The 16751-nt window shown below is 73.4% G+C and carries 13 protein-coding genes; 6 read left to right on the top strand and 7 right to left on the bottom strand.

Annotated features, from left to right (window positions below; genetic code table 11):
• Positions 1-14 precede the first annotated feature (14 nt).
• Positions 15-1130, top strand: coding sequence for a lytic polysaccharide monooxygenase (locus tag CLT75_RS00510; RefSeq protein WP_135238970.1), 1116 nt, complete (start codon positions 15-17; stop codon positions 1128-1130).
• Between the two features lie 46 nt (positions 1131-1176).
• On the opposite strand, the gene hemQ is transcribed toward CLT75_RS00510, so the two are convergent.
• The 3 genes from hemQ to hemE are packed head-to-tail and all read right to left on the bottom strand — an operon-like array spanning position 1177 to position 4394.
• Positions 1177-1878: a hydrogen peroxide-dependent heme synthase gene (gene hemQ, locus CLT75_RS00505; protein ID WP_135238969.1), complete on the bottom strand. Its 702-nt coding sequence runs from the start codon at positions 1876-1878 to the stop codon at positions 1177-1179.
• Positions 1875-3284, bottom strand: a complete 1410-nt coding sequence (gene hemG / locus CLT75_RS00500; RefSeq protein ID WP_135238968.1) for a protoporphyrinogen oxidase — start codon at positions 3282-3284, stop codon at positions 1875-1877. The genes hemQ and hemG overlap by 4 nt, the downstream gene beginning before the upstream one ends.
• Before the next feature lie 9 nt (positions 3285-3293).
• Complete coding sequence (hemE, locus tag CLT75_RS00495; RefSeq protein ID WP_209310248.1) at positions 3294-4394, bottom strand: uroporphyrinogen decarboxylase; 1101 nt, start codon at positions 4392-4394, stop codon at positions 3294-3296.
• A 164-nt stretch (positions 4395-4558) separates the two neighbouring features.
• Between hemE and CLT75_RS00490 the strand changes: the two genes are divergently transcribed.
• Positions 4559-5131, top strand: a complete 573-nt coding sequence (locus tag CLT75_RS00490) for a DUF3000 domain-containing protein (RefSeq protein ID WP_135238966.1) — start codon at positions 4559-4561, stop codon at positions 5129-5131.
• A gap of 69 nt (positions 5132-5200) precedes the next feature.
• Here the strand turns inward: CLT75_RS00490 and CLT75_RS00485 are convergent, their stop codons facing one another.
• Both CLT75_RS00485 and CLT75_RS00480 read right to left on the bottom strand, forming a co-directional pair.
• Positions 5201-6016 (bottom strand): hypothetical protein, encoded by an 816-nt coding sequence (locus CLT75_RS00485; protein ID WP_135238965.1) that lies wholly within the window; start codon positions 6014-6016, stop codon positions 5201-5203.
• 86 nt (positions 6017-6102) lie between these two features.
• Entirely contained in the window at positions 6103-7578 is a 1476-nt protein-coding gene (locus tag CLT75_RS00480; protein ID WP_135238964.1) for a trypsin-like peptidase domain-containing protein, read from the bottom strand.
• Positions 7579-7810: 232 nt separating this feature from the next.
• On the opposite strand from CLT75_RS00480, the gene CLT75_RS00475 reads away from it, so the two are divergent.
• The 4 genes from CLT75_RS00475 (at position 7811) to CLT75_RS00460 (ending at position 13426) form a co-directional block, all read left to right on the top strand.
• Entirely contained in the window at positions 7811-9133 is a 1323-nt protein-coding gene (locus tag CLT75_RS00475) for a ribonuclease D (RefSeq protein WP_135238963.1), read from the top strand.
• Positions 9134-9234: 101 nt separating this feature from the next.
• Positions 9235-10431 carry a thiolase family protein gene (locus CLT75_RS00470; RefSeq protein WP_013284815.1) on the top strand — a complete coding sequence of 399 codons (1197 nt, stop codon included), beginning with the start codon at positions 9235-9237 and terminating at the stop codon, positions 10429-10431.
• Entirely contained in the window at positions 10428-12491 is a 2064-nt protein-coding gene (locus CLT75_RS00465; protein ID WP_135238962.1) for a 3-hydroxyacyl-CoA dehydrogenase NAD-binding domain-containing protein, read from the top strand. Before CLT75_RS00470 ends, CLT75_RS00465 begins: the two co-directional genes overlap by 4 nt.
• A 188-nt stretch (positions 12492-12679) precedes the next feature.
• Entirely contained in the window at positions 12680-13426 is a 747-nt protein-coding gene (locus CLT75_RS00460; protein WP_135238961.1) for a hypothetical protein, read from the top strand.
• Positions 13427-13484: 58 nt separating this feature from the next.
• On the opposite strand, the gene CLT75_RS00455 is transcribed toward CLT75_RS00460, so the two are convergent.
• The gene (locus CLT75_RS00455; protein WP_135238960.1) at positions 13485-13871 is read right to left on the bottom strand and encodes a VOC family protein; all 387 of its coding nucleotides are present in this window, start codon (positions 13869-13871) and stop codon (positions 13485-13487) included.
• Positions 13872-14116: 245 nt separating this feature from the next.
• Positions 14117-16663, bottom strand: coding sequence for a malectin domain-containing carbohydrate-binding protein (locus CLT75_RS00450; RefSeq protein WP_135238959.1), 2547 nt, complete (start codon positions 16661-16663; stop codon positions 14117-14119).
• Positions 16664-16751: the final 88 nt, after the last annotated feature.

The raw sequence follows: 16751 nt of genomic DNA, 5'->3' as shown, positions 1-16751 counted from the left end.
CCCGGAGGCTTTCCATGTCCACTCCGTACCGCCGCCCGTTACCGCTCGCGGCGGCGATCCTCGCCGTCTGCGCGGTGGTGGCGGCGCTGCTCACCACCGCGTTCTCCGGCCCGGCCTCGGCGCACGGGTCGGTGGTCGACCCGGCCTCGCGCGCCTACAGCTGCTGGCAGCGCTGGGGCGGTGACTTCCAGAACCCGGCCATGGCCACCCAGGACCCGATGTGCTGGCAGGCGTGGCAGGCCGACCCGAACGCCATGTGGAACTGGAACGGACTGTTCCGCGAGGGCGTGGCCGGCAATCACCAGGGCGCCATCCCGGACGGGCAGCTGTGCAGCGGCGGCCGCACCCAGAGCGGCCGCTACAACGCGCTCGACACCGTCGGCGCCTGGAAGACCGTGCCGGTCACCAACAACTTCCGGGTCAAGTTCTTCGACCAGGCCAGCCACGGTGCCGACTACATCCGGGTGTACGTGACCAAGCAGGGGTACAACGCGCTCACCTCGCCGCTGCGCTGGAGCGACCTGGAACTGGTCGGCCAGATCGGCAACACGCCGGCCAGCCAGTGGACGCGTGAGGTGGACGGCGTGTCCATCCAGATCCCGGCGAACGCGCCGGGCCGCACCGGCCGGCACATCGTCTACACCATCTGGCAGGCCAGCCACCTGGACCAGTCCTACTACCTGTGCAGCGACGTGGACTTCGGCGGGTCCGGCCCGACCACCCCGCCGACCAGCACGCCGCCGACGAGCACCCCGCCCACCAGCACGCCGCCGACGAGCACGCCGCCCACCAGCCCGCCGCCGACCACGCCGAACCCGGCCGGTGGCTGCACCGCGACGTACGCGATCACCGGTTCGTGGGGCGGCGGCTTCCAGGCCGAGGTGAAGGTGACAAACGGCAGCGGTTCGCCGATCCGCGGCTGGTCGGTGAGCTGGAACTACCAGAACGGCCAGCAGGTCAACTCGGCGTGGAACGCCACTGTCACCACGAGCGGAACGCTCGTGACGGCACGCAACGTGGCCTACAACGGCTCGCTCGCACCGGGTGCCAGCACCTCGTTCGGCTTCACCGGCTCGGCCGGTGCGACGAACCCGGTGCCCGGCATCCTGTCCTGCACGACGACCGCCTGACCGGGCTCCGGCCGGGACCGCACTCGCGGTCCCGGCCGGGCACCGGTCAGACCAGGCAGTTGACGATGTCGGCGACCGGGCGGCGGCGGCCGGTGTAGAACGGGATCTCCTCCCGCACGTGCCGGCGGGCGCCGGAGGCGCGCAGGTCACGCATCAGGTCCACGATCCGGTGCAGCTCGTCGGCCTCGAACGCCAGCATCCACTCGTAGTCGCCGAGCGCGAACGAGGCGACCGTGTTGGCCCGCACGTCCGGGTAGCCCCGGGCCATCTTGCCGTGCTCGGCCAGCAGCTCGCGCCGCTCGGCGTCGGGCAGCAGGTACCACTCGTACGAGCGCACGAACGGGTAGACGCACAGGTAGGCGCGCGGCTCCTCGTCGTTCAGGAACGCCGGGATGTGGCTCTTGTTGAACTCGGCCGGGCGGTGCAGCGCCATCTGCGACCAGACCGGGGTGAGCGCCCGGCCCAGCGTGGTCCGGCGGAACCGCAGATACGCGTCCTGCAGCGCGTCGCTGGACGACGAGTGCCACCAGATCATCAGGTCGGCGTCGGCGCGCAGCCCGGCCACGTCGTACGTGCCCCGGATCGTGACGTCCTTGCCGGCCAGCTCGGTGAAGAGCGACTCGACCTCGTCGACGACGTTCTCCCGCAGCGACGGCAGCGGGCTGGTGGCCCGGTACACCGACCACATCGTGTAGCGGATGGTCTCGTTGAGCTCGCGCAGCCGCGCCGCGTTGGTCTGCTCGGTCATGCTGCCGATCCTTCCAGTGCCGTGATGATCTCTTCGGCCGCCGTCTCGCCGGAGCGGACGCACACCGGGATGCCGACGCCGTCGTAACCGGCCCCGGCCACTGCAAGCGCCGGGCAGGCGGCGCGCAGCGCCGTCCGGACCGCCGCCACCCGGGCGGTGTGCCCGGGCGTGTACTGGGGCAGCGCGCCACCCCACCGCTGCACGTGCCGGGCCACCGGCGCCGGCAGCGGTGCGCCGAGCACCGCCGACAGCTCCCGGTGCACCGTGTCGGCCAGGTCGTCGTCGGTGAGCTGCAGCGACGTCTCGTCGCCGTACCGGCCCACCGAGGCGCGCACCAGCGCCAGCCCGTCCGGCCGCCGCAGGTGCCCCCACTTGGTGGTGAAGAACGTGGACGCCTTGATCGTCAGCCCTTCACCGGCCGGCACCAGGAAGCCGGACAGCTCCGGCAGGGCCGGGCCGGGCAGCGCGAGGGTGATCAGGGCGACGCTCGCGTAGTCGAGCGCGCCGACAGTGCCGGCCGCCTCGGGCGCGGCGGCGGCGAGCAGCCGGCCGGCCGGGCGGGCCGGCACCGCGAGCAGCACCGCGTCGGCCTCGACGTGCTCGGCGTCGCGGGTCGGCCCGACGGTGAGCCGCCAGCCGGACGGGGTACGGCGCAGCTCGCGTACCGCGGCGCCGCGGCGGATCGTCGCACCGCTCGCCGTCGCCGCCGCCTCGACCAGCGTGCTCAGCCCACCGGCGAGGGTGCCGAAGACGGGTGCGCCGGGCGCGCGCGGCGCGGCGGCCTGCGCGGCGCGTACCGCACCGACCAGCGTGTGCTCGGCGCGTGCCGCGCGGGCCAGCGCCGGCATCGTGGTGACCAGCGACAGGTCGTCGGCCCGCCCCGCGTACACGCCGCCGAGCATCGGGTCGACCAGCCGCTCCACGACCGCGTCACCGAGACGCTTGCGGACCAGCTCACCGACCGAGGTGTCCTCACCGTCGGCCAGCAGCGGCCGGCCCGCGTCGCGGTCGGCGTCCGCAGCCGGCGGCGCGACCGTCGCCACCTTGTCCAGATCCCCGGGTACGCCGACGAGCGTGCCGCCCGGCACCGGGCGCAACGTGCCGTCGACGAGCAGGGCGGCCTGCCCGACTGTGGGGTGCACGATCGAGGTGTCCAGGCCGAGGCGGCGGGCCAGCGTCACCGCTGCCGACTCGCCACCGGCCGGGTCGCGCATGAGGAACGACTCCGCGCCGAACTCGACCGGCCCGCCGGCCAGCTCACCGGTGAACAGCTTGCCGCCGAGGCGGCCGGACTGCTCGTACACGGTGACCTCGGTGCCCTCGGGGGCCCGGTCGCGCAACCGGACGGCGGCGGCCAGCCCGGTGATCCCGCCACCGACGATCGCCACCCGCCACGGTCGCACCACTGTCTCCTCCTAGCGCTCCGGTCGCGCGGTCAGCTCGTGCACCAGCGCGACCACCCGGGTCAGCACCTCGGGGTCGGTCTCCGGCAGGACGCCGTGACCGAGGTTGAACACGTGGCCGGGAGCGGCCCGGCCCTGCTCGACGATGCGCCGCACCTCGGTCTCCACCACCGGCCAGGGGGCGAGCAGCACGGTCGGGTCGAGGTTGCCCTGCACCGCCTTGTCCGGCCCGATCCGGCCGGTGGCGACGTCAAGCGGCGTCCGCCAGTCCACGCCCACCACGTCGGCGCCGGCCTCGCCCATCGCGGCGAGCAGCTCTCCGGTGCCCACCCCGAAGTGGATCCGCGGCACACCGGCGCCGGCGAGCCCGCCCAGCACGTACGTCGAGTGCGGCAGCACGAAACGGCGGTAGTCGGCCTCGGAGAGCGCACCGGCCCAGGAGTCGAACAGCTGCACCGCGGAGACCCCGGCGTCGACCTGCACCTGGAGGAACGCCAGCGTCACCTCGGCCAGCCGCGCGCACAGCGCGTGCCACAGGTCCGGGTCGCCGTACATCAGCGCCTTGGTCTTGGCGTGCGTCCGCGACGGGCCGCCCTCGACCAGGTAGCTGGCGAGCGTGAACGGGGCGCCGGCGAAGCCGATCAGCGGGGTGTCGCCCAGCTCGACGACGAGCCGGCGGACCGCCTCGTCCACGTACGACACGTCGTCGCGGCCGATCGGGGTGATCCGCTCGACGTCGGCGGCGGTACGGATCGGCTCGGCCACCACCGGCCCGGTGCCGGGCACGATGTCCAGGTCGACGCCGGCCGCGGCGACCGGCACCACGATGTCGCTGAACAGGATCGCCGCGTCCACGCCGTGCCGGCGCACCGGCTGGAGCGTGATCTCGGTGACCAGGTCGGGCCGGCGGCAGGACTCCAGCATCGGCACGTTGGCCCGGATCTCCCGGTACTCCGGCAGCGACCGGCCGGCCTGGCGCATGAACCAGACCGGGGTGTGCGGGCCCGGCTCGCGCCGGCAGGCGCGGACGAAGGGCGAGTCGGCCGGCCCGCCGCGGCGGGGTTCTCCGTCTCGGGCGGCAGTGCCCGTGGTGTCGGTGGTCATCGCGGCCATCGTGCCACGCCCCCGGCGCGCGCCCGCGCTCACCGTCCGCATTTGTGACGTAGAAGGAAGGGCCCCCGCTTAACGCCTCCGGTACCGGAAGGGCCCCTTCTTAACCGTCGATCACCCGGCGCGCCGTCACGCGCCGCGCGGCGGGCGCGGCATAGGCTGCCCGCATGGCCCCCCCGATCGCGCTCCCGGAAACGTTCGCTCGCGCGGTCGCGGGGCTGCGATCGGTGACACCCCGCCCGGAGATCGTCCTGGAGGAGGTCGGCGCGCCGCAGCGGCTTGCCCCGTACGCGTTCGCGCTCTCCGCCGCCGTAATGCGCGACGACGACGAGGTGGCCACCGGCCGGCTGATCCTGCTGCACGACCCGGCCGGGCACGAGGCGTGGCAGGGCACACTGCGGCTGGTCACGTACGTCACCGCCGAACTGGAGGTCGACCTGGCCAGCGACCCGCTGCTACCAGGCGTCGGCTGGACCTGGCTGACCGACGCGCTCGACGCGCAGGGCGCCGGGCACCGGGCGATCGGCGGCACCGTCACCCAGACGCTCTCCACCCGGTTCGGCGAGCTGGCCGGGCCGCCCGCCGCCGGTGACATCGAGATCCGCGCCTCCTGGACGCCGCTGCGCGCCGACCTGGGTCCGCACCTGCTCGGCTGGTGCACGCTGCTGGCCTCCACGGCCGGCCTGCCGCCGCCCGGCGTCACCGCGCTGCCCACCCGCCGCGCCGCCGGCGCCGCCTGACCGCACCCCGCCCGGGGACACACGAAAGGCCGCCCCGGACGAACCGGGACGGCCTTCGGTGGACACCGGTCAGAGGTAGTTCTCGGCCTCGTCGCAGATCTTGTCCAGACCCTTGCTGGCCGCCTCGAAGGCAGCCCGGTCGCCGCGCGACGCCGCCGCCATGGCCGTGGTCAGCTTGTCCAGGCAGTTCGCGATGACCTTCTTCTGCCGGGCCTGCTCGTCCCTGTCGTTCTTGGTGCCGGTCAGGTCCTGCTGGGTGTCCGACAGCCGCTCCTGGACCGCCTTCAGCTCACCCTTGAGCTTCTCCATCTCCTGCTGGTTCGCCGAGATCGTGCCGTCCCGCTGGCTGACCGTCTGCCGGGACTCGTCCAGTTCGCCGTTCGTCGAGACGTACAGGAAGGTCATCACGCCGCCGAAGACGAACAGCAACGCGGCCACCAGGCCGAGCACCAGCGGCGCCCACTTCCGGCCGCCGCCGCCGGCCGGCGCGGCGCCGACCGGGCCGTACGGGCCGGGCGGCCCGGACATCGGCGGCGGCGCGAAGCCGGGGCCGGACACCGGCGGAGCGGACGCCGGCGGGACCGACATCGGCTGCGCGTAGCCGGGCCCGGAGACCGGCGGGACGGAGACCGGCGGCGCCGACATCGGCTGCGCGGGCGGGGGCACCGGGGCGGCGCCGGGCGCGTAGCCCGGCTGTCCCGGCGCGGTGGGCTGGTATCCGCCGTACCCGGGGGCGCCGTCGGTCACGGCTGGCTGGTGCAGGGTCGGCGCGGGCTGGTTCGGGTCGTACTGCTGGGGCGCGGGCCGGCTGCCGTACACGTTGCCGTAGACCGTGCCCCCCGGCGCCGGGGGCGGGTTGTCGCCCCCGGCCGGTGGGTAGGACATGTCGTTCCTCCAGATGTGCTGGTCCCCCGCGGGGTGGCCCGATGGGCCGGGGTCGATGCGGTGCGGCCGGGCCGGTGTGGCCGCCGTCAGCAGAGCCGGAACCGGTCGCAGGCGGTCTTGATCGGCACCGCCAGCCCGATGCCCTCGGCGTTGCGGGCCTTGGCCGTGGCGATGCCGACGACCTCCTTCGAGCCGTTGATCACCGGGCCGCCGGAGTTGCCCGGGTTGATCGGCGCGTCGAACTGGATCACCGGGCCGCCGCCACGCTCGTCCTCGCGGAACGCGCTGACCACGCCCGTGGTGACGCTGTCCTGCAACCCGAGCGGCGCGCCGACCACGATGATCTGCTGGCCGGACCGCACCGGGGCGCGGGCCGCGACCAGCCCGGTGAACTTGGCGGTGGTCTGCAACTGCGCCAGGTCCTTGTCCTTGTCGGTGGCGATGATCGTCGCCTCGAACCGCTGATCCTTGCGTTCCAGGAACACCTTGCGCTCACCGGCGGTGAAGACCGACTCGACCACGTGGAAGTTCGTCAGCAGCGTGGTGCCGCCGCCGGACGGGGCCTTGCCGACGGCGAACGCCGTACCGGTGAACTGCCCGGCCCGCACCCGGAACACACTCGGCAGGACCGCGCTGGCCACCGCCTCCGGGTTGAAGGCCGCGTCGGCCTGCTTCTCCAGGCTGCCGGCGCGCTGCTCCAGGCCGTCGAGCCGGCCGGCGTCCGCGCCCTGTCCCTCGGCCATCCGCTTGTCGGCGGCGGCGAGCCGGTCGTCGAGCCGGTAGATCTGGTACGCCTGCACGCCGGTGACCACCGCCAGCACCGCGGCCAGGGCCAGCGCCACCACCGCCACCCGGCTGCGTCGCGCCGGCTGCGCGCCGAAGCCGGCCGGGCCGCCGGCGGGGACCGCCTGACCGGGGTACGCGGAGCCGGGCTGGGATGGCGCCGACACCGGCTGACCCGGGTAGGCGGGCGCCGACACGGGCTGGCCCGGATACGACGGTGCGGCGGGCGTCCGGTCCGGGTACGACGACGAGCCCGGCCCGCCCGGATAGGACGGTGACGCGGAGACCGGCTGGCCCGGATACGACGGCGAGGCGGCCGGCTGGCCCGGGTACGCCGGAGCGGCGGACCGGGAGGTCTGCGCCGGTACGGTGCCGAAGGACGACGGCTGGGCCGGCGCGGAGCCGTAGGGCGACTGGCCAGGTGTGGTGCCGTAGGACGACCGGCCCGGCTCGGCCGGCGCGGAACCGTAGGACGGCTGGGTCGTGGCGGGCGGGGTCGCGACGCCGGACGAGGCCGCGTAGGGCGTCGCCTGCGGCGTCCCGGCCTGGTCCGGGCGGCCCGGGTAACCGGCCGGCGGTTGGACGGCGGGCGGCTGGACGGCGGCTCGCGCCGGGTAGCCGGGGGTGCCGGCCCACTCGGATCCACCGGGGAACGATCCCGGCACCGCTGCCGAACCGGCGGGCGGGGCGAAGCGCGGCGGCAGCGGTCCAGGCCGGTCGGCTGCCGGTTCGCCGCCCTGCCCCGGCACGTCGTCACCGGTTCCGTACCCGCCTGTCATGCTCGCCCGTCCTCCCCGTCGGCCTCGCCGACGCCCCCCGACCCGCTGCGGCACCCGTACGCCGTTCGCGGCTCGATGGACCGTACCGGCGGGAACGGGCTTTGTCTTCCCCCTTGTCCGACCCTCTCACGGCCCCGCAACCCGCACCTTTCCGGTCACCTGACGGCCATCGCGCCGACACGCGCCCGACCGGCTGCGCACACCGGATCGTCCGGCCTACTAGGGTTGTCAGGTGACCGACGAACCACCCCTGCGCCGTCGGGCCGCCGAAAGCCGTACCGGAGAGGCGTCCGCCCCTCCGACGTCGGCCCTGCCGGAGCCGGCGGACGCGGGGACCGAGACCGACACGGGCGCGGCCGTCCCCCTCACCGCGCCGCGCGACGGCACGCCCGCCCCGGTGGCCACACCCGCCGAGTTGGACGAGGTGGTGGCCCGCTTCGCGTCCGGCACCGGCCCGGTGGCCCTCGATGCCGAACGTGCCTCCGGCTACCGCTACAGCCAGCGCGCCTACCTGGTGCAGCTGCGCCGCGGCGGCGCCGGCACCGCGCTCATCGACCCGCTGCCGCTGCCCGACCTGTCCGCCCTGGACGCGGCGATCGCCGAGACCGAGTGGGTGCTGCACGCGGCCAGCCAGGATCTCGCCTGCCTGGCCGAGGTGGGGCTGCGCCCGCGCCGGTTGTTCGACACCGAACTGGCCGCCCGGCTGGCCGGTTTCGAGCGGGTCGGCCTGGCCGCGCTGACCGAACAGCTGCTCGGGTTCAGCCTGGAGAAGCACCACTCCGCCGCCGACTGGTCGAGCCGGCCGCTGCCGGAGTCGTGGCTGACGTACGCGGCGCTGGACGTGGAACTGCTGGTGGACCTGCGCGACGCGCTGGACGAGGAGTTGCAGCGGCAGGGCAAGTCCGGCTGGGCGGCGGAGGAGTTCGACGCGCTGGTGCGTAACGGCGCCCGCCCGCCGCGCGTGCGCGCCGAGCCGTGGCGGCGCACGTCCGGCATCCACCGGGTACGCGGCGCGCGCGCCCAGGCCCGGGTGCGTTCCCTCTGGTACGCGCGGGACCAGATCGCCTCCCGCCGGGACGCCGCGCCGGGCCGGGTGCTGCCCGACTCGGCCATCGTGGCCGCCGCCGAGCTGGACCCGAAGGACGAGAAGACGCTGCTCACGCTCCCCGGGTTCGGGGGGCGGTCGGTGCGCCGGCTGGCGCGTACCTGGCTGGCGGCGCTCGACGACGCGCGCCAGTTGCCGGACGACGCGCTGCCGGTCAGTCCGACCGTGGAGGGGCCGCCTCCGCCGCACCGGTGGGCCGAGCGCGACCCGGTGGCGGCCGGGCGGCTGGCCCGGGCCCGGGAGGTCGTGGTCGGCACGGCCGGGGCGCACCGGCTGCCGGCGGAGAACCTGATCGCGCCGGACTCGATCCGCCGGCTGGCGTGGCAGCCACCCGCGGAGATCACCGACGAGACGGTGGCGGAGACGCTACGCGGGTTCGGGGCGCGCGAGTGGCAGATCGGACTGCTGCTGCCTGCTCTTACCGAGGCGCTGCGCACCCCCCAGCCGTAACGTCGACGACAGGTGTGAGGTGGGCCACGCGAGGGGTGGTGCCACGTTTGGTTACTGGCGAGTAGCATCCGGGGAAATGCCCGTGCCGAGGGAGGCTCCAAGTGCCCCGTGAAGTCCGGGATGTCGTCTTCGTCGACGGCGTCCGTACCCCGTTCGGCAAGGCGGGTGGGATGTACGCCAACACCCGCGCCGACGATCTGGTGATCCGCTGCATCCGCGAGCTGATGCGCCGCAATCCGCAACTGCCGCCGGAGAAGGTGGAGGAGGTGGCCATCGCCGCCACCACCCAGATCGGTGACCAGGGCCTGACCATCGGCCGCACCGCCGCCCTGCTGGCCGGCCTGCCCAAGACCGTGCCCGGCTTCGCCATCGACCGGATGTGCGCCGGCGCGATGACCGCTGTCACCACAGTGGCCAGCGGCATCGCCGTGGGCGCGTACGACGTCGCGATCGCCGGCGGCGTCGAGCACATGGGCCGCCACCCGATGGGCGAGGGCGTCGACCCCAACCCGCGCATCGTCGCGGAGAAGCTGGTCGACCCGTCCGCCCTGGTGATGGGCTCCACCGCGGAGAACCTGCACGACCGGGTCCCGCACATCACCAAGGAGCGCACCGACGCGTTCGCGCTGGCGTCGCAGCAGAAGACCGCGAAGGCGTACGCCAACGGCAAGCTCCAGGGCGACCTGGTGCCGGTGGCGGTCCGCGACCCGGAGGCGGGCTGGGGCCTGGCCACCGTGGACGAGGCGCCCCGGGACACCTCGATGGAGAAGCTGGCCGGCCTGAAGACCCCGTTCCGGCCGCACGGCAAGGTCACCGCGGGTAACGCGGCCGGCCTGAACGACGGCGCCACCGCCGCGCTGCTGGTGGCCGAGGACACCGCCCGCGAGCTGGGCCTGCCGGTCGGCATGCGCCTGGTGTCGTTCGGTTTCGTCGGCGTCGAGCCCGAGGTGATGGGCGTCGGCCCGATCCCGTCGACCGAGAAGGCGCTGCGCATCGCCGGCCTGAGCATCGACGACATCGGCCTGTTCGAGCTGAACGAGGCGTTCGCGGTGCAGGTGCTCGCCTTCCTGGACCACTTCGGCATCGCCGACGACGACCCGCGGGTCAACCCGTGGGGCGGTGCGATCGCCATCGGTCACCCGCTCGCGTCCTCCGGCGTCCGGCTGATGACCCAGCTCGCCCGCCAGTTCGCCGAGCACCCCGAGGTCCGCTACGGCCTCACCGCCATGTGCATCGGCATCGGCATGGGCGGCACCGTGATCTGGGAGAACCCGCACTGGGAGGGTGGAGACAAGTGAGCCTCGCCGCACCGAACGAGGTCGTCACCAAGGCGCTGCTGCGCCAGGTGGCCGTACCCGGGCTGGACCGGCCCGCCGCCCTCATCACCCTGGACAACGGCTTCGACCACACCAAGCCGAACACCTTCGGCCCGGCCGGTCTGACCAGCCTGGACGAGGCGATCACCGCCGCGCTTGCGGCGGAGCCGGCGTTCATCGCGGTCACCGGCAAGCCGTACATCTTCTGCGTGGGCGCGGACATCACCAGCCTGCCCGCGCTGGAGAACCGCGACCAGGCGCTGGAGATCGGCCGGCTGGGCCACCGGGTCTTCGCCCGGCTCAAGGACAGTGCCGTTCCCACCTTCGCGTTCGTCAACGGCGCGGCGATGGGCGGCGGCCTGGAGCTGGCGTTGCACTGCCACTACCGGACCCTGTCGGCAGGCGCGGCGGCCCTGGCGCTGCCCGAGGTCTCGCTCGGCCTGATCCCCGGCTGGGGCGGTACGCAGCTGCTGCCGAACCTGATCGGCATCCCGGCCGCGACGCAGGTCATCATCCAGAACCCGCTGATGCAGAACAAGATGCTCAAGCCGAAGCAGGCGGCCGAGATGGGCATCGCGGATGTGCTGCTGGAGCCGGCCGACTTCCTGGAGCGGTCGCTGGAGTGGGCCGCCGGCGTCGTCCGGGGCGAGGTGTCCGTGACCCGTCCCGAGGTCGACAAGGACATGTGGGCGGGCGTGCTCTACTTCGCCCGGCAGACCCTCGACCAGCGGCTGCACGGCGCGGTCCCGTCCGCGTACAAGGCGCTGGATCTGCTGGAGACGGCGAAGGACGCCGACTTCGCCACCGGCACCGCGGCGGAGGACGAGGCCCTCGCGGACCTGGTCTTCTCCGAGGAGCTGCGCAGCGGCCTGTACGCCTTCGACCTGGTGCAGCGGCGGGCCAAGCGCCCGGCCGGCGCGCCGGACAAGGGCCTGGCCCGCCCGGTCACCAAGGTCGGCATCGTCGGTGCCGGCCTGATGGCCAGCCAGCTCGCGCTGCTGTTCGCCCGGCGTCTGCAGGTGCCGGTCGTGATGACCGACCTGGATCAGTCCCGGGTGGACAAGGGCGTCGGCTACGTGCACACCCAGATCGAGAAGGCCGTGAGCAAGGGCCGGATGGACAAGGGCACCGCGGCCAAGCTGTACGGCCTGGTCAGCGGCTCGGTCGACAAGTCCGTCTTCGCCGACGCCGACTTCGTCATCGAGGCCGTGTTCGAGGACCTGGGCGTCAAGAAGCAGGTTTGGGCCGAGCTGGAGAAGATCGTCAAGCCGGAGGCGGTGCTCGCCACCAACACCAGCTCGCTGTCCATCACCGAGATGGCCGCCGAGCTGGAGCACCCGGAGCGGGTGGTCGGCTTCCACTTCTTCAACCCGGTCGCGGTGCTGCCGCTGCTGGAGATCGTCCGCGGTGAGCGGACCGACGACGCCACGCTAGCCACCGCGTTCGCTGTCGGCAAGCAGCTCAGGAAGTCGTCGGTGCTGGTCAAGGACGCCCCGGCGTTCGTGGTGAACCGGCTGCTGACCCGCTTCCTCGGCACCGTGTTCGCCGCCGTCGACCAGGGCACCCCGCTGGACGTGGCGAACAGCGCGCTGGACCCGCTGGGCCTGCCGATGCGTCCGCTGGCGCTGCTGCAGCTCGTCGGGCCGGCCGTGGCGTACCACGTCGGCGGCACCCTGCACGAGGCGTTCCCGGACCGGTTCGGCGTCAGCGAGAACCTCAAGCGGATCGCCGACTCGGGCCAGCCGATCGTGGTCGACGACCAGATCAACGACGAGGTGGCGAAGCTGCTGGTGGTCGGCGACGAGCCGCTCACCGCCGAGCAGGTCCGGCAGAACGCGCTGGACGCGCTGGCGCAGGAGATCCGCCTCATGCTCGACGAGGGCGTCGTCGCCGAGGCGCAGGACATCGACCTGTGCATGATCCTCGGCGCCGGCTGGCCGTTCCACCTGGGCGGCGTCACGCCGTACCTGGACCGGACCGGCACCTCCGAGCGGGTGACCGGCAAGCGGTTCCTGCCGCGCGGCGCGGCAAGCCTGCGCTGAGGCGACCGCAACGCATCGATCGCGGTGGTCGGGCTGTCCGTTCCGGACGGTCCGGCCACCGCGATCGGCGTCTGCGGCCCAGGTCACGGGTAGGTAGCGGTTTGGTGTCCCCGCCCTTGGGCGGACAGCGGGCTGTCGGTGGTGCTGGCTACGATCATGCGTCCAGTTTTCTCACAGGAGCTGCCTACATGTCCCAGCCGCCGTCCAGTCCCTACTCCGGCAACTACCCCTCCCCCCAGCAACAGCCCGGCGGCTTCCAGCCGCCGCAGCAGCCGCAGTACGGCGGTGACTACCCGCAGACTCCGCAGCAGCCGCAGTACGGTGGCCAGCTCGGTGCGCCGGTCCCGCCGAAGAAGAAGTCCGGCGTCGGCAAGGTCCTGCTGATCGTCCTCGCGGTGGTCCTGGTGCTCTGCGTCGGCGGCGGTGTCGCCGCCTACTTCGCCACGAAGGACACCGTCGACGAGGTGGTCACCGCCACCAAGACCCGGGTGGTCGAGCCGCAGACGCTCGGCGGCCGGGCGAAGGTCACCGACCCGCAGCTGCAGTCCGCCGCGGCGCAGATGAAGTCCGAGCTCAGCAAGGACGTGCCGGACGCGACCAGCACCGTCGGTGCGTTCTACGGCGACCCGGCCAAGAAGGACCTGGTCATGATCGTGGCCGTGTCCGGCGTCATGGCGGACCCGAAGAAGGAGCTGGCCGACGCCACCGCGGCGGTCACCCCGGACCTGGCCACCAAGGACTTCAAGACTGTCGACGCGGGCCCGCTGGGCGGCGACGCCAAGTGCTCCGACGGCAAGGCGTCGGACGTGCCGGTGGCCGTCTGCATCTGGGCCGACCGGGGCAGCCTCGGCATGGTGGTGGTCTACTTCAAGTCCGCGGCCGAGCTCCAGTCGGAGTTCGTGGCGATGCGCGGCGAGATCGAGAAGCAGGACTGACACCCGTCCACGCACCGGGCCCCCGCCGTCACGGCGGGGGCCCGGTGTCGTTTCCGGATCAGGCGGACGCGGCCCGTTCCGCGGGGCTACGGCACACGCAGAACTCGTTGCCCTCCGGGTCGGCCAGCACCACCCAGCCGGTGCCGTCCGGCCGGCGCCGGTCGGCCACCAGCGTGGCGCCGAGGTCGCGCAGCCGCGCCACCTCCTCGTCCCGGGTGCCCTCGGCCGGGTGCAGGTCGAGGTGGAACGCGCCCTTGCCGTGCCGCTCGCCCACCTGGACGAACAGCAGGTCGGGGCCGTGCCCGCCGGGTGCGGCGAGGACCGCCTCCGGGTCGCCGGGGTGGTCGTCGTCGGCGAGCCGGCGGTCCAGTACGCGGGCCCACCAGCCGGCCAGGGCGTACGGGTCGTCGGTCTCGACTGTCACGCAGTGGATCTGTGCACTCACGGTGTTTCCTCCTGTGGGTAGCGCGCCCCGGCGGAGTGGGAACGTCAGCGGGGAACGCGGGGCGCGGGACGGTTCACGACGGACATCGACCACACCCCCTTCCACCTCTCGGGCTGACCGGTTGATCATTCCATCGCCCGCGCCGCGCACACAACCCCGCTCGTGCAAGGAAGGGCCCCTTGTCGACAGCGAGCTGTCGACAAGGGGCCCTTCCGCTACCGCAGGCGTTGAGAAGGGGCCCTTGCTTACGGGCCGACGAACACCGCCTTGGCGCGCCAGTCGACGCCGTCGACCGCCGGGCCGCTGCGCACCGTGAACGTCGTCGACGGAGTGGCGTCCGTCCAGTCGGCGGCGGACAGGTCACCGGTGCTCCGGTTCACCTTGTAGAGCGTGGTGCCGGCCGCGAACAGCGCGCCCGCGTCGGCGAAGCCGCTCGCCCCGGCCACCGTGAACCGGTCGGCGCCGACCACACCGCTGTCCGGCGTGAACCAGCGCCAGAACAGGCCGTTCTGCCCGCTCAGCGAGTAGTAGAGCCGGCCGTCCCGGTAGAACATGCCGGTCACGTTGGGGATCTCGGCGTAGAAGCCGGTGGTCGCGCCGACGTACGTCTGCCCCGCCGGGCCGGAGTTGGTCACCACGGTGTCCCAGTACGGGTCGTGGTACGGGTCCACCAGCTCGGGCGTGCCGAACGTGGTGCCGTCGAACGTACGCCGCCACAGCGCGCCCTCGGCGCCGTAGAACAGCGTCCCGCCGACCCAGAACGCGTTACGCGTGGCGGACCACACGGTCTCGTCCGGGTTCGCCACCGGGCTGGGCGTGCCGACGCCGGTCAGCCCGTCGTACGAGCGGACCTGCACCTCCTCGCCGGTACCGGCCGGCGGAGGCCCGGTCTTGACGATCTCGACGGCGTCGACGAGCGGGTTCTCCTTGACGTGGCGGAACTCGATGTCGACGGTGCCGTTGCTGGTCACCGTGAACTCCCGCATGGTGCCCACGTTGTGCCCGACGCTGGCGGACAGGTCCAGGTCGTCGAGCACGACGGTGCCGTCCAGCGCCACGTCGAAGACGCGGGTGTTCGGGGCGGAGGTGCCGTCGTACCGGTTGGCCAGGTAGAGCCGCACGTGCACCTCGGTGCCGGTGGGCACGGGGAACTGCCAGAGCATCTCCGCGCCGCCGGCCGGGTCGTACCGCTCGTCGCTGTAGAGCGCGGCCGGGGTGCCTGCCGGCACCGTCGCGTCCAGGCTGCCGACCGTGTTGAAGCTGGAGGTCGAGCTGCCGGTGTTGTGGTACGGGCTGGGGCTGGAGCTGGTGTCGGCCGCCCAGTCCGGTCCGCCGTCGGTGGCGGCGACCAGCGGGCCGCCGGCGTTCACCCGGTACAGCACGTTCGTCGGCTTCGGCAGGCCGGCCTGGTAGACGTTGCCGGGCAGCGTGGCGGTGGTGGTCGGGTGCGGGGCCTTGCCGCCGGCGAGCGGGAAGAACGCGATCCGCTCCCGGCGGTACTGGAAGTTGCCGATCCAGAGCGTGTCGCCGCCGACCCAGAGGCCGGACTCGGTGACGAGCATCTCCGAGGCGCCGATGCCGCGCGGGTGCCGGCCCGGGTTCCAGGACAGCGGCAGGCCGTTGACCGGGTCGAGCGCGGCGATGCTGGCCCGGCCGACCGCGCCGGCCCGGGCGTTGTCGGCGCCGGTGCTGTTGTTGAGCCAGCGGAGGTGGCCGCCGACGTAGACCGCCTGCTCGCTGATGCCGACGGACAGGAACGTGTCGCCGCCGCTGTAGTCGACCCAGGTCGGCTGGAGGCTGGTGCCGGTCGCGCCGGCCTCCCAGCGGGCCGCGGTGTCGCAGAGCGTCCCGCCGTACGGGGCGCCGGTGGTGACCACCACGAAGTAGCTGTTGTCCGGGGAGAACGCGACGTCGCGGACGTACGAGTCGAACGACTGCCACTTGCAGCGCGGCGTGTAGCGGGCCGTGTTCCAGTCCGCGACGGTGGCGGCGGTGGCACCCAGGTCGATCTTGACGATCTGGTCGTGCAGAACCCCGTCGGCCTTCTTGAAGTTGCCGATGACGACGAGCTGCGTGCCGTCCGGGGAGACGGCGAGCTTCTCCGCGCCCACGCCGGCCTTGGCGCCGCTGACGCCGTCCCAGTTGTGGTTCTCGGTCAGCGTGGTGGTGAGGTAGCTGTCGACCGCGCCGGTGGTGGCGTTGAGCGACGCGAGCCCGCCGCGCGGGTTGGGGTTGCCGGCCGTGGTGAAGATGCCGCCGACCAGCAGCCGGTCACCGACCAACGCGATGTCCTTGATCAGCCCGTTGAACGCCGGCGGCGCGAAGCTGGTGACGACCGCCCCGGTGGCGACGTCGAGCAGGGCCACCTTGCGCCGGGTCACGCCGTTGACGGTGTTGAACTTGCCGGCCACGAAGACCGTGCCCGCCGTGGGACCGGCGACGACCGCCGTCACCTCGTTGTCGAGCGTGGGCGCGAACGCGGTGTCCACCTGCCCGGTGGCCTTGTCGAAGGCGAGCAGGTAGTCCCGGGGGATGTCGACGTCGGAGTTGCGGTTCTGCACCCGGGTGAAGGAGCCGCCCGCGATGATCTTCGTACCGGCGTCGTGGATCGCGTCGACCGAGCCGTCCTGGACGTCGGGCGAGGCGGCGGAGGGGACGGTGTGGACCACTTTGTCGTGGCCGGGCGCGGCGCCGGCCGCCGGCGCGGCCGGGGAGAGGCCGGCGACGGTGAGGGCGCCGGCGGTGAGGACCGCGAGGATGCGGCGGCGGCGCGGGGCCGAGTGGTGGGTCACGGGCAGCTCCGGTGGGTGAGCAGGGTGAGGCGTCGCTGCGCTTACTCTCCGTTGATCCCCGGCTCCGCGTCCAGCGCGGACGGCGCAT

The sequence above is a fragment of the Micromonospora sp. CNZ285 genome (genome assembly GCF_004637285.1).
Note: the sequence above shows the minus strand (reverse complement) of the source record. Positions and strands in the feature narration are given on the sequence as shown.

Bases quoted from the DNA above. Each gene is read 5' to 3' on its own strand.
- CLT75_RS00510 (WP_135238970.1), top strand. From the start codon at position 15: ATGTCCACTCCGTACCGCCGCCCGTTACCGCTCGCGGCGGCGATCCTC.
- hemQ (WP_135238969.1), bottom strand. From the start codon at position 1,878: ATGACCGAGCAGACCAACGCGGCGCGGCTGCGCGAGCTCAACGAGACC.
- hemE (WP_209310248.1), bottom strand. From the start codon at position 4,394: ATGGCCGCGATGACCACCGACACCACGGGCACTGCCGCCCGAGACGGA.
- CLT75_RS00490 (WP_135238966.1), top strand. From the start codon at position 4,559: ATGGCCCCCCCGATCGCGCTCCCGGAAACGTTCGCTCGCGCGGTCGCG.
- CLT75_RS00485 (WP_135238965.1), bottom strand. From the start codon at position 6,016: ATGTCCTACCCACCGGCCGGGGGCGACAACCCGCCCCCGGCGCCGGGG.
- CLT75_RS00480 (WP_135238964.1), bottom strand. From the start codon at position 7,578: ATGACAGGCGGGTACGGAACCGGTGACGACGTGCCGGGGCAGGGCGGC.
- CLT75_RS00460 (WP_135238961.1), top strand. From the start codon at position 12,680: ATGTCCCAGCCGCCGTCCAGTCCCTACTCCGGCAACTACCCCTCCCCC.